Origin of the sequence: Loktanella sp. D2R18 (assembly GCF_003318235.1) — a bacterium.
In the GTDB taxonomy this organism is placed as follows: Bacteria; Pseudomonadota; Alphaproteobacteria; order Rhodobacterales; family Rhodobacteraceae; genus Yoonia.
Genome location: NZ_QOCG01000011.1, coordinates 76,677 through 89,230 on the forward strand (window position 1 = coordinate 76,677; position 12,554 = coordinate 89,230).

The window sequence follows — 12,554 nt, forward strand, 5'->3', positions numbered from 1 at the left end:
ATAGTGAGATGAAAATAGGTAATGGGGCTATTCACACCCGCATAGGCCATGCATAAGTGCGCCAATGACCAGAATTTAGACAGGGCCTGCATCGGTGATTCTATCCAATTACGACCTTTTTGTTCTTTCCGCCGGCGCCATTCTGTTCGGTCTGTTCTTACTAATCAAAGGTGGCGATTGGACCATCGATTCGGCCGTATTCATCGCGCAACGCACCGGGTTATCGCCCTTGTTCATCGGCGCAACAATAATTTCCTTTGGCACTTCTGTGCCCGAGCTCTTCACATCCGTGAACGCAAACTTGCAGGGGTTTCCCGGGATCGCGCTAGGGAATGTGCTAGGGTCGAACATTGCGAATATTTTGCTGGTGCTTGGGGCTACAGCCATTGTGTTTCATATTGAAGGCAAAGCCAAAGACCTGATCAAAGACCTTGGCATGATGCTTCTTGCGACAGCGATCATGGTTTACGGCATGTATCAGGGTGTCTTTTCAACCCAGCTTGGATTGGTCATGTTCGGCATTCTTGTTTGCTTCGTTTTCTACCAGTTCAGGACCGATAGCCTCGAAGTCGAAATTGATGATCACGCTGACGACGACTGCCCGATTTCATCAATGGGCATGGCCCTGCTCATCTTGTTCGCTGGGCTTTGTGCGCTGGCACTCGGCTCAGAAATGCTTGTGAAAGGCGCCGTCGTTACTGGCACCCTGATCGGTGTGCCAGAAGCCATCATCGGCATGACTGTTGTCGCCTTCGGCACGTCATTGCCTGAACTATCAACATGTATCGCTGCTGCGCGCAAACGCTCTGTCGGGTTGATCTTAGGGAATATTATCGGGTCAAACACCTTTAATATCCTGTCGATTGTTGCGTTGACGGCCATTATCAAACCGCTCGAAGTGACGCCCGTATTAATGGGGATGCAGCTTTGGACGATGGTCGGAATTTCGATTGGGTTTAGCATCTGGATGCTGACAATTGGCAAAATCACGAAACCGGTCGGGATCGTCATGTTGACCGCATATATCGCGTTTATGGCGCTCCAATATATTGTGCCGACCGGCGCATAAGCGCGGCAAAATAATTTTTCATCCGAGCGCCGTTTCCATCCCCGCAAGGACAGCCTATACCTGCCAGAAATTGGCAAACCTTAGGGATCCGAACAATGAGCAAAGCAGAAATTGGCCTGATTGGTCTTGGGACAATGGGCGCGGCCTTGGCATCAAACATTGCCGATAACGGCTTTGACATCGCCGTCTGGAACCGCACCAGTGAAGTCACACAAGCGTTCCACGCAAACGCAGGCGCATTGGCCGAAAAAATAACGCCAACCCAAACGCTCGAAGAGCTTGTTGCAGCGATTGCAGAGCCCCGCGCGATCATTCTTATGGTGCCTGCCGGGCAACCCGTTGACGATCAAATTGCCGCCCTACGCCCTTTGTTAAGTGACAATGACCTGATCATCGACGCGGGCAACGCAAATTTCCACGACACAAACCGGCGCGCGATCGAGGCTGGCGATCTGCCGTTCTTGGGGATCGGCGTGTCTGGCGGCGAAGAAGGTGCGCGTTTTGGACCCTCGATTATGGGTGGCGGCAAACGTGAATATTGGGACCGGGTTGCCCATATCCTAACCGCCATTTCTGCAAAACACGAAGACACCGCCTGCGCCACATGGATGGGCGAAGCCGGCGCCGGGCATTTTGTCAAAGCCGTCCATAACGGCATCGAATACGCAGATATGCAGATGATTGCCGAAGTTTATGGCATCATGCGCGATGCTATGGGCATGGATAACGCCGCAATTGCCACGACATTCGCACAATGGGATAAGGGCCCGTTAAGGTCCTATTTGATTGAAATTTCTGGCAAAGTCGCCGCTGCGATTGATCCAAAAACAGGCCAGCCTATGTTGGATGTGATCGTCGATGCCGCGGGGCAAAAAGGCACTGGGCGCTGGACCGCGATTGAGGCACAACATCTCGCGGCACCGATCCCTGCGATTGAGGCCGCCGTTGTTGCGCGCAACCTATCATCGCAGCTTGAAACCCGTGCAGCCGGTGAAGCCCTATTTGGCACCGGCCCGCATAAAATGCCGCATGATGCACTGACATTGGACACGCTCGAACAAGCACTGATGGTCGGCAAAATTCTATGCTATGCGCAAGGCTTTGATATGATTAGCAAAGCGTCAATGGAATTTGGCTGGAATCTTCCCCTGCCAGACATCGCGCAAGTCTGGCGCGAAGGCTGCATTATCCGTTCAGACATGCTTGATGACATGGCGCTTGCATTAGGAGAGGATGTAAGCCGCAATCTGTTGTTCGCCCCACGTTTCGCCGACACCGTCAAAGCCAACCATGATGCGCTGCGCCAAACGGTCGCCCAAGGCGCACTACACGGCGTCGCCCTTCCCGCACTCTCGTCTGGTCTGGCCTATTTCGACGCGATGCGCACCGCCCGCGGCACCGCCAATATGATCCAAGGACAACGTGATTTCTTTGGTGCGCACGGGTTTGCCCGCACCGATGGCGGGTCTGGCCATCACGGCCCTTGGGGGAACAATTAATATCGTAGGGTGGGTTTAAACCCACCTTACTTTTCACCCTAACGCGTAGCCCGCACCGCGTACCGTGCGCACAGGGTCTTCGCCACCATGCTGTGTCAGAACCTTACGCAACCGCCCAACATGAACATCGACAGTACGCGTATCGACATAGATATCACGGCCCCAAACCCGATCCAGCAGCATATCACGTGACCAGACCCGCCCTGGTTTTTCCATGAATGTCGTCAGCAACCGGAATTCGGTTGGGCCGAGTTTCAACGGGTTTTCATCGCGGGTGACACGGTGGGTTTCCGCGTCCAGCACAATATCATCATAGGTCAGGATTTGGCCAACGGTCGCTGGGCGCACCCGGCGCAGCTGCGTGCGGACACGCGCCATCAATTCGGAGACAGAATAGGGTTTGACAACATAGTCATCCGCCCCCGTTTCCAATCCACGGACCTTATCGACCTCTTCTGAACGCGCCGACAACATGATCACCGGTATGGCGCGCGTTTCCGGCTTCACCTTTAGGCGACGACACACCTCGATGCCCGATAAATGCGGCATCATCCAATCAAGAATGATCACATCTGGCGTGTCTTCCTCAACACAGATGAGCCCCTCTTCGCCATTTTCGGCGCGCGTGACGCGAAACCCTTCTGCCTCTAGATTATAGGCAAGAACTTCGCGCTGTGCGGCCTCGTCTTCAACGACCAAAACATGTGGTTGCTGTGCCATGTGACCTATCCAGTTTCAAACACATAGGCGGTTTTATCACCTTTGGGGCGGGCCTCGTCAGGCATTTCGCCTGTGACAAGATAGATCACTTGTTCCGCCATGTTGGTGGTCAAATCGCCCATACGTTCGATATTTTTTGCCATAAAGTGCAAATGCATACAGGCCGTGATGTTGCGCGGGTCTTCCATCATGAAGGTCAGGAATTCGCGGAACAATGCATTGTACATCTGATCGACTTCTTGATCGCGTTGGCGCACAACCTCGGCCAATTCGGCGTCGCCGCGCACATAAGCATCAAGCGTGTCCTTCAACATTTGCTCAACTTCGCGGGCCATCCGGCGCAGGGCCGTATCTGCGCCGCTCACTGGGCTCATCTCGACCAAAACGCTTGTCCGTTTTGCGATGTTTTTGGCATAATCGCCGATCCGCTCAAGTGATGCTGACAGGCGCAAAACCGATAGGATCGTGCGCAAATCTTTTGACACAGGCGCGCGCAATGCAATTGTACGCGCCGCTTCTTCGTTGATCTGCTCTTCGAGCGCGTCAATGGCTTTATCAGCTTTGCGAACGGCCTCGGCCAATTCAACATCCCGGTTCGCAAGCGAATTCGCGGCCCGTATGATTGCCTCTTCGACCAGGCCACCCATTTGCATAATCAGCGTTGTGATGCCTTCAAGGTCGCGGTCGTAAGCGGATGAAATATGTTCGTTCATCTGATAGGCTCCTTACCCAATCCGTCCGGAAATATAGCTTTCCGTGCGCGGGTCTTGGGGGTTTGTGAAAATCTTGTCAGTGTCATCAAATTCAACCAGGTTCCCAAGGTGGAAGAACGCTGTTTTCTGGCTGACACGGGCGGCCTGTTGCATCGAGTGGGTGACGATCACAACTGAAAAGCTTTGACGTAACTCGTCGATCAATTCTTCAACCTGCGCAGTCGCAATCGGATCAAGCGCGGAACATGGTTCGTCCATCAGCAGGATTTCAGGGGCAGTCGCAATGGCCCGTGCGATACATAGGCGTTGCTGTTGACCACCCGACATACCGGTACCTGGCTGATGCAAACGGTCTTTGGCCTCGTTCCAAAGTGCTGCTTTGCGCAGTGAACTTTCAACGATTTCGTCCAGATCCGCCTTGGTTTTCGCCAGACCGTGGATTTTGGGGCCATATGCCACGTTGTCGTAGATCGACTTTGGGAACGGGTTTGGTTTTTGGAAAACCATCCCAACCTTGGCGCGTAACTGCACCGGATCGACCCGTGGATCATAGATGTCTTCGTCATCGATCAAAATATCGCCTTCGACGCGACAGATATCGATCGTGTCGTTCATCCGGTTCAAACAGCGCAAGAACGTGGATTTGCCGCAGCCCGATGGGCCAATGAAGGCCGTGACTGTTTTATCCGCGATTTCGACGTTCACGTCCTTAATCGCATGGGTGTCACCGTAGAACACTTGAACGTTCTTCGCTGTAATTTTACTGTCTTGCATGGTGCCTACTGCCCGATCTGCGTGATATTTATCGTCTAACATGATCTCTCCTACCACCGGCGCTCAAAGCGGCGGCGCAAAATGATCGCTATGATGTTCATCGTCATGAGGAACACTAGCAGGATGATGATACCGCCCCAAGCGCGCTCGTAATACGCGGGGTCGGCGCGTTTTGCCCATTCGAAGATTTGGGCGGGCATGGCCGAGTTCGGATCAAGAAAGCCAGAGGCGATCCCATCAGGATAGTTTGATGCGATGTAGCCAACCATCCCGATCAAAAGCAGCGGTGCGGTTTCACCCAATGCTTGGGCAAGGCCAATGATGGTTCCTGTCAAGATACCCGGCATCGCCAAAGGCAAAACATGGTGGAACACGGTCTGCATTTCGGATGCCCCGACCCCCAAAGCAGCAGAGCGGATCGACGGCGGCACAGCCTTAAGCGAAGCCCGTGTTGAGATCACGATTGTCGGCAATGTCATCAAGGTGAGCGTCAGACCACCAACCAGCGGCGCCGATTGCGGCAAATGCGCAAACTGGATGAACACGGCCAAGCCAAGGATACCAAACACAATCGATGGCACCGCAGCGAGGTTGGAAATGTTCACTTCGATCAGATCAGTGATCCAGTTTTGCGGCGCGAATTCTTCAAGGTAAATCGATGCAGCCACACCAATTGGCAGCGACAACAACAACACGACCAGCATCATAAACACAGACCCAAGCATCGCGACGCCCATACCTGCTTGTTCTGGCCGGCTTTCTGACGCATCCGCACCAAGAATGAAGTCCCAGTTGAATTTGCGTGTCACGCCCCCAGTTTGCGAAAGCGCATCAACAATATCCAAATGCGCGGCATCAAGGTTGCGGTCACGCGCCAGATCTTCACGGACAACGCGGCCTTTCATGTAGCCGTCCACACGTGACGAGGCCAAAAGTTCGAATTCAACCGTTTGCCCGATCAAGTCAGGGTTTGCGATAACTGCGTTGCGGACGGTGGCACCTGCAGATGACGACAACATCTTTTTCAGATCGCCGTCAGCAACTTCGGTTTCGATGTCAGCTGTCGCCGCGACCAGCGCGTCTTGGATTAATGGGTTATACCCAAAGGTCGACACTTTTTTGATGTCATCAATGTCGCGGTTGCCGTTCTTGTCCAAGACATCTGCAGGCAGTTCAACTTCAATAGTCACAAAGGTTTGCGTAAATGCGGGCACACCATTGCGGACAATCGCAAACAGCAACATCGCAAGAAACAAGATACTAAAGGCAAGCGCAGCGATGCCGTAAGCCTTAAACCGTATTTCGGCAGCATTGCGTTTTTTCGTCCGGGCATCCTGCGTCAGCAGTGATTTACCCTTACCACTTGGCGTGGCTGGTGGGGTGATATCGGCAGTCTCAAGGGTCATTCGTACTGTTCCCGGTATTTGCGAACGATATAAAGTGCGACGATGTTCAGCGCCAAAGTGATCACAAAGAGCGTCATGCCCAGTGCAAAGGCCACAAGCGTTTCAGGGCTGTTAAATTCGCCATCACCTGTTAGCTGGCTGACGATTTTAGCGGTCACGGTTGTCATCGCATCGAAAGGGTTCATTGAAAGGCTGGCGGCGGCACCCGCCCCCATCACAACGATCATGGTCTCACCGATGGCACGTGATGCTGCCAGCAAGATCGCGCCGACAATCCCCGGCAGGGCGGCGGGCAAAATCACCTGACGCACCGTTTCAGAATGGGTCGCCCCAAGCCCGAGTGACCCGTCACGCATGGATTGTGGCACCGAATTGATGATGTCATCTGACAGCGAGGACACGAATGGGATCAACATAAAGCCCATCACAAGGCCCGCCGTCATCGCAGCGGTCCCGCCAGACATCCATCCTAGATGGAACGATCCGTTTGCGCCAAAGGCGCTCAATAAAAGTGGACCTACAGTAAGCAGCGCAAACAGACCGTAAACAATCGTTGGCACCCCAGCGAGCAATTCAACCATTGGTTTGGCGAATGAGCGCACACGCGGTGACGCATATTCAGACAAGTAGATCGCAGCGAACAACCCGACCGGCACGGCCACAATCAAAGCAATGATTGAGATAAACAGCGTGCCCCAGATCAGCGGCAAGAAGCCTAGGTCTGAATTCCCGCCACGTCCAGAGAAGCTTGGCTCCCAGCGTGTTCCGAAAAAGAAATCCGACGCGGGAAAGGCCCGGAAAAATTCGATCGTGTTAAACACCAGTGACAGGACAATGCCCACGGTCGTCAAAACCGCAACAGATGCCGCCGTAATAAGCAACATCTTCACAGCACTTTCAACGTAACGGCGCGCGCGAAAATCTTTGTTGGTCATCGCATAGGCAGCCCCTGCCCCGAGCACTGAAAGCCCGATCACAGCAACCGCTTTCAATATGTTCCCAAATGCTGTTGCGCCGCGGTAGCGCTGCGCAAGTGCAAGGGTCGCGGCGTCAACATCTGCTCCAAGTGCCACACCGACGGCGGCCAGCTCTGCGCGAACATCTGTTGTCTCAACAGATAGATTTTTCGCCGCCTCAACCGTCATCGCGCCTTGGGCGACCACAAGGTCAAGCCCACCTGCGATCCGGTTTACATCGGCCATCGCAAGCGATGTCTCGCCCGCGTCACCGATGATATCTGCGGGTAGATACTGCGTTAAAGAGTTGTTGATTAGCAACGGCTGGGCGATCAGCCAAGCCAAAAGAACAAGTAACGCAGGACCCGCAGCTGCGATCGCTGCATTGGTGCCATAATAGACGGGCAGCGAGTGCATTTTTCGTGGGTCAGAACCTGCAGAAGCGAGCGCGCGTCCACGCGCTAAGAAGTAACCTACGGTTGCGATCACAAGAATGACCGCGATGATCCAAATTGCCGGCATGGCAGCGCAACCCCTTTTAGGTCGTTAATTCGTTTGGCCTGGTACGTTTTGGTACGGTACCCAAAAGCAAAGATGGGGCACCCCGAATGGGATGCCCCGAAACGTCATACTCTGATTAAAGAGTGTCTTCGTTTGCAACAGCCGCTTGTGTGTCTGACAGTTCTGGGTCAGCAACAAGACCGTAGGCAGACAATGGACCAGATGGGCCAGCGATTTCGTCAGAGATAAAGAATTCTGCGAATTCTTTCAGGCCTGGGATAACGCCGATGTGTGCTTTCTTGATGAAGAAGAACAATGGGCGTGACACTGGATATTCACCAGATGCGATGGTTTCTGTTTTTGGCTCAACACCACCGATTGTCGCAACTTTCAGCGAGTCAGTGTTGTTTTCGTAGAATGCCAGACCAAATACACCGATACCGTTCGGGTTTGTGTCAACACGTGCAAGTGTTTCTGTGTAGTCACCGTCGATGTCGACTGTGATGCCGTTGCCGCGCACTTCGATGCAAGCATCTTCTGCGTCGTCTTCAGACATGCCGCCAGCGATCATTGCTTCCATTGCGCCAGTGTCTTCACAGCCTTGCAACAGAACTTTGTCTTCGAACACTTCGCGTGTGCCGTGCTTTGTACCCGGGATGAACGCAAGAATGTCAGCCGCTGGCAATTCAGCGTTGAATTCAGCCCACTGTGTGTAAGGGTTAGCAACGACTTCGCCGTCAACCAAAACAGTTGCGCCAAGTGCGTTGAAAATATCGCTTGCTTCGAAAGCTGTGAACGCAGGACCGTCGATTTGTGACGCGAATACGATGCCGTCATAACCGATGCGGACTTCGATGATGTCGTTCACGCCGTTCTCTGTGCACAGTGCGATGTCGCTTTCGCGGATCGGACGTGAAGAGTTTGCGATGTCGATTGTGTTTTCGCCAACGCCTTCGCAGAAACGCTTCAGGCCAGCAGAAGAACCACCAGATTCAACAACAGGTGTTGGGAAGTCAAAGTTTTCGCCAAATGCTTCGGCCACGATAGACGCATAAGGCAAAACAGTTGAAGAACCAGCAACCTGTACGTTGTCACGTGCAGTAGCAGAAGTTGCGGTAAGGGCAGCAAGTACTGCGGTTGTCGCAGTCAGTTTCATGATCGACATCAAATCACTCCAGTCAGTCAAACATCAACCACGCGCGAGCCGCGTGGTTATCTCGGCCCGTCTAGGACCCAGTTCCAAACCTTTTGTGACAGTAGTGTAACAGTTTTATGACAGCTTAAGAAATTGGTAAGAAAACTGAAAATGTCGTGCCTTTGCCAAGTTCGCTTTCGATCAATAACCGCCCACGGTGGCGATTGACGATGTGCTTTACAATCGCGAGCCCGAGCCCAGTGCCGCCAACAGCGCGCGAACGATGGCTATCAACCCGGTAAAACCGCTCAGTTAGGCGCGCGATGTGGTGGTTTGGGATACCTTCACCGTAATCCGCAACCGAAATCTGTATCGCCGGGCCACGCAGACGTAGATCCACCGCCTGCGCATGAATGGTGACATCAACTTTTTTACCGGATGCGCCATATTTAATCGCATTTTCGACCAGATTGGTAAAGACTTGCACCAATTGCCCCGCGTCACCCGGAACCATATCCCCCGCGCCCAATGTCGTAAGTGCCACCGACACATTAGCGGCGGCGGCCTGCGGCTCTAAGCCTTTGATCACCGAACCAAGCAGCGCGGTCACATCAATATGTTCGCGTGGGCGCACGCGTTCGTCTTCTTCGACACGTGACAGTGACAAAAGGTCATCAACAAGCCGCGTCATGCGCGATGCCTCATGCGCCATGATCTGCAAGAAACGGTCACGGGCCTTCGCGTCATCACGCGCCGCCCCGCCCAAGGTTTCAATAAACCCCATCAATGCAGTCAGCGGAGTGCGCAATTCATGGCTGACATTCGCGACAAAATCGCGACGCATTTTACCTGCGTCTTCCGCTGCGGTTTGGTCTTCGAAGCTTAATACAATATCTTGGCCTGCAGGCGAAACGGCCACCCGGTAGATGGTATCACGTGCACCATCACGGCTGCTAAAACGGATGTTGCTTGGGCCACCTCCGCCACGCAACGAGGTGATCGCGGCCACAACTGCGGGCTGGCGCAGTGCAGAAATATAATGTTTCCCCACCAATTCAGTTCCCAAGATCGCTTCAAGCGCCGGATTGACGGCACGCACACGGTCTTCGGGACCAATGACAAGGACAGCCATGGGAAGCGCCGCAATAACATCGGCAATGTGATGATAGGTCAAAGTTTTTCCACAAATCTATTTTAGGCATGTGTAACCGTGAAAAACGCGTTGCGCCAACCCAGAAATTGCGCAATACATTTGCGCATGAAAATATGTTTTAAAGTGCCTAGCTAAATATGTATCATTCCAATACGGCGCTGGTTGTCGATTTCCCCCGCAGCACATCACGGCCAAAAACGATCGTTATTGGTGATGTGGCGCGCTGGCAGGCACAAGGAATGAATGTCGCTCCGATGGATGGTTTGCGGTTTGTCGCAATCGACGCTATTTGCGCCGATACACTTGTAGAATTCGCACCTGAAACGATTTTCTCACCACTAATTGCGGATACATTCGACGCCCTTGAGGTCGCTCAATTTCTCGCGACTTCCGCCTATTCTGGGCGTTACTGTGCGATTTCTGACCCGCTTCCTGATCGCGAAGGTGTCATCGCTGAGATTTCGAAACACGCGCCCGGCATATGGTTCGATATCTTTGTCGTGCCAATTTAGATTAACTTAAGATCACGGGCAAAGCGGTCGGCATTTTCTTGGTAATGCAAGGCTGATGCCCGCAAACCAGCAAGGGTTGCCGTGTCAAGTGTACGCACGATCTTACCCGGCGCTCCCATCACCAATGATCCGTCAGGAATAGCTTTGCCTTCGGTGATCAAGGCCCCGGCCCCGATCAAACAGCCTTTGCCAATGACGGCGCCATTCAAAACAGTCGCGCCCATGCCAATCAAACTGTCCTCGCCGATTGTGCAACCGTGCAGCATCGCCTTATGGCCAATGGTACAGCCTGCCCCGATGGTCAGCGGGTAGCCCATATCGGTATGCATCACGCAGTTTTCTTGCACGTTGCTGCCAGCGCCGATGGTGATCCGCTCGTTGTCGCCGCGCAAGACCGTGCCAAACCAGACCGAAGCCTTTGCAGCCACTGTTACTTTGCCAATAACATGGCAGCCCGGTGCGACCCATGCGTCTGCGGCAATCTCGGGCTGGTCGTCTCCAAGCGCATAGAGGCTCATGTGCGCTCTCCGAACTCTGATTGTAATTTGCGGACGTGATCCACAAGATCGGGCTGTTGCGCGCGACGCAGACGTTCAGCGCTGATAATCGTTTTCAACTGTGCCTCGGTGGCGTCCAAATCATCGTTCACTAAAACATAATCATAGCCATCCCAATGGCTGATTTCGTCCCAGCTTTTCTGCATCCGTTGTTCAATCACGTCATCGGCATCTTGGCCGCGGCTGACCAAACGACGGTGCAATTCAGTGATTGATGGCGGCAGTATGAAAATCGACAGCACATGTTCTTGCAGATCAGAATTGCTGATTTGCTGCGCCCCTTGCCAGTCAATATCAAACAAAACGTCGCGCCCGCCCTCAATCGCGGCCTGTACCGGTGCTTTGGGCGATCCGTAGTAGTTCCCAAACACCCGCGCATGTTCAAGCATATCATGGCTTGCGACCTGATCTTGGAATTCCGGAACGGAGACAAAATAGTAGTCTTTGCCGTCCTCTTCGCCCGGGCGCGGTTCACGCGTCGTTGCTGAGACCGAAAAGCGCAATGTGTCATCCCACGCACGCAGCCGCGTTGTTAACGTTGATTTTCCAGCCCCTGAAGGCGAAGACAAGACGATCAATAGGCCACGACGGGACATGCGTTACTCCACGTTTTGAATTTGTTCGCGCATCTGGTCGATCACGGCTTTCAGGTCAAGCCCAATCGCTGTCAACGCCGTTGACTGTGCTTTCGCGCAAAGCGTATTGGCCTCGCGGTTAAATTCCTGCGCCAAAAAGTCGAACTTGCGGCCAGATGGGGCGTCTTGCGCTAATAATTCGCGCGCGGCCTGCATATGCGCCTTGAGCCGGTCGATCTCTTCGGTGATATCCGCCTTCATCGCAACGACCGCCAGTTCTTGCGCAATGCGCCCTTCTTCAATGGTGGTCACATCTTCGGCGATACGCTGCAAAGCCGCCGTCAGATTGGCGCGCATTTGTGGCAACCGCGCGGTGGCCGCCTGCTCAGCGGCAGCAACAAGCGTTGCGATCTGAGTGACCTGCCCGACGATGACGTCGTGTAAAAATGCACCTTCGTCACGGCGCATGGCGTTGAAATCGGCCACGAGCGGCGCGATGTCTGCGTGAATGGCCGCAGCAAGAGCCGCGTCATCTTCTTGAACCTGTGCCGCGACCAACACCCCGCGCTGTGTCAAAACATCTGCGGCGGTCGGCTGCCCCAAGGTCACACCTTTGGTAAAAGCCCGTTCTTGAATTGCGTCCAATGCGCTCAGAACCATATCCAGCCGCAGTTCATCAATCACAAGCTCTCCGGCGGTTTCTTCGTGTGTGATGCGCAGGTTGACAGTGATATTGCCGCGCGCAGTGACTTCTCCCACGGCTTTACGCAGCGCGGGCTCTAGCCCGTCGATGCCATCGGGTAACCGCAGGCGTAGATCGTAGCCGCGCGCGTTTACCCCGCGCATTTCCCATTGCCAAGATACCCCCCCTTGCGCCCCAACTCGGGCCGCGAATGCTGTCATCGAAAGGGTCATGGGTGTCACCTGCATTGTTGGTTTGCATTGGTCCTATTGGATAAGTGGGGGGATGGGCAAGCCTGTGTG

Annotated in this window: 13 protein-coding genes; 3 read left to right on the forward strand and 10 right to left on the reverse strand. The window is 53.8% G+C overall.

The window, feature by feature from the left end; translation table 11 throughout:
* Positions 1–94 precede the first annotated feature (94 nt).
* Positions 95–1,069 carry a calcium/sodium antiporter gene (locus DS901_RS07005; RefSeq protein ID WP_113776226.1) on the forward strand — a complete coding sequence of 325 codons (975 nt, stop codon included), beginning with the start codon at positions 95–97 and terminating at the stop codon, positions 1,067–1,069.
* A 95-nt stretch (positions 1,070–1,164) separates the two neighbouring features.
* Positions 1,165–2,568 carry an NADP-dependent phosphogluconate dehydrogenase gene (gene gndA / locus DS901_RS07010; protein ID WP_113776227.1) on the forward strand — a complete coding sequence of 468 codons (1,404 nt, stop codon included), beginning with the start codon at positions 1,165–1,167 and terminating at the stop codon, positions 2,566–2,568.
* Positions 2,569–2,601: 33 nt separating this feature from the next.
* On the opposite strand, the gene phoB is transcribed toward gndA, so the two are convergent.
* The 7 genes from phoB to DS901_RS07045 all read right to left on the reverse strand — a co-directional run bounded on the left by phoB (position 2,602) and on the right by DS901_RS07045 (position 9,905).
* Complete coding sequence (gene phoB / locus DS901_RS07015) at positions 2,602–3,288, reverse strand: phosphate regulon transcriptional regulator PhoB (RefSeq protein ID WP_113776228.1); 687 nt, start codon at positions 3,286–3,288, stop codon at positions 2,602–2,604.
* Between the two features lie 5 nt (positions 3,289–3,293).
* Complete coding sequence (phoU, locus tag DS901_RS07020) at positions 3,294–4,001, reverse strand: phosphate signaling complex protein PhoU (protein ID WP_113776229.1); 708 nt, start codon at positions 3,999–4,001, stop codon at positions 3,294–3,296.
* Between the two features lie 12 nt (positions 4,002–4,013).
* Entirely contained in the window at positions 4,014–4,775 is a 762-nt protein-coding gene (pstB, locus tag DS901_RS07025; RefSeq protein ID WP_113776523.1) for a phosphate ABC transporter ATP-binding protein PstB, read from the reverse strand.
* Positions 4,776–4,825: 50 nt separating this feature from the next.
* Complete coding sequence (gene pstA, locus DS901_RS07030; protein ID WP_113776230.1) at positions 4,826–6,181, reverse strand: phosphate ABC transporter permease PstA; 1,356 nt, start codon at positions 6,179–6,181, stop codon at positions 4,826–4,828.
* Positions 6,178–7,659 (reverse strand): phosphate ABC transporter permease subunit PstC, encoded by a 1,482-nt coding sequence (gene pstC / locus DS901_RS07035; protein WP_113776231.1) that lies wholly within the window; start codon positions 7,657–7,659, stop codon positions 6,178–6,180. Before pstC ends, pstA begins: the two co-directional genes overlap by 4 nt.
* Before the next feature lie 115 nt (positions 7,660–7,774).
* Entirely contained in the window at positions 7,775–8,803 is a 1,029-nt protein-coding gene (locus tag DS901_RS07040) for a PstS family phosphate ABC transporter substrate-binding protein (protein WP_113776232.1), read from the reverse strand.
* A 115-nt stretch (positions 8,804–8,918) separates the two neighbouring features.
* A complete protein-coding gene (locus DS901_RS07045; RefSeq protein WP_113776524.1) occupies positions 8,919–9,905 on the reverse strand; it encodes a sensor histidine kinase in 987 nt (328 codons plus the stop codon).
* A 158-nt stretch (positions 9,906–10,063) separates the two neighbouring features.
* On the opposite strand from DS901_RS07045, the gene DS901_RS07050 reads away from it, so the two are divergent.
* Positions 10,064–10,438, forward strand: coding sequence for a hypothetical protein (locus DS901_RS07050; RefSeq protein ID WP_113776233.1), 375 nt, complete (start codon positions 10,064–10,066; stop codon positions 10,436–10,438).
* Here the strand turns inward: DS901_RS07050 and DS901_RS07055 are convergent.
* The 3 genes from DS901_RS07055 to DS901_RS07065 are packed head-to-tail and all read right to left on the reverse strand — an operon-like array spanning position 10,435 to position 12,500.
* Entirely contained in the window at positions 10,435–10,956 is a 522-nt protein-coding gene (locus tag DS901_RS07055; RefSeq protein ID WP_113776234.1) for a gamma carbonic anhydrase family protein, read from the reverse strand. The genes DS901_RS07050 and DS901_RS07055 overlap by 4 nt on opposite strands.
* A complete protein-coding gene (gmk, locus tag DS901_RS07060) occupies positions 10,953–11,591 on the reverse strand; it encodes a guanylate kinase (RefSeq protein ID WP_113776235.1) in 639 nt (212 codons plus the stop codon). The genes DS901_RS07055 and gmk overlap by 4 nt, the downstream gene beginning before the upstream one ends.
* Positions 11,592–11,594: 3 nt before the next feature.
* Entirely contained in the window at positions 11,595–12,500 is a 906-nt protein-coding gene (locus DS901_RS07065) for a YicC/YloC family endoribonuclease (protein WP_258546672.1), read from the reverse strand.
* Positions 12,501–12,554 lie beyond the last annotated feature (54 nt).